This is a genomic window from Silvania hatchlandensis, assembly GCF_025564065.1.
Classification (GTDB): Bacteria; Pseudomonadota; Gammaproteobacteria; order Enterobacterales; family Enterobacteriaceae; genus Enterobacter; species Enterobacter hatchlandensis.
The window spans coordinates 1-255 of record NZ_JAMGZK010000008.1 but is presented as its reverse complement, the minus strand read 5'-3'; the positions used below and the strand labels follow the sequence as shown (position 1 = coordinate 255).

Genomic DNA, 255 nt, shown 5'->3' with positions numbered 1-255 from the left:
AACCGAGATTCCCCCAGTAGCGGCGAGCGAACGGGGAACAGCCCAGAGTCTGAATCAGCATGTGTGTTAGTGGAACGGTCTGGAAAGTCCGACGGTACAGGGTGATAGTCCCGTACACAAAAATGCACATGTTGTGAACTCGAAGAGTAGGGCGGGACACGTGGTATCCTGTCTGAATATGGGGGGACCATCCTCCAAGGCTAAATACTCCTGACTGACCGATAGTGAACCAGTACCGTGAGGGAAAGGCGAAAA

General features: G+C 52.9%; 1 rRNA gene. It reads left to right on the top strand.

Annotated elements, in window-relative coordinates:
- Positions 1-255 (top strand): 23S ribosomal RNA (locus tag M8014_RS00040); the annotation flags it as partial.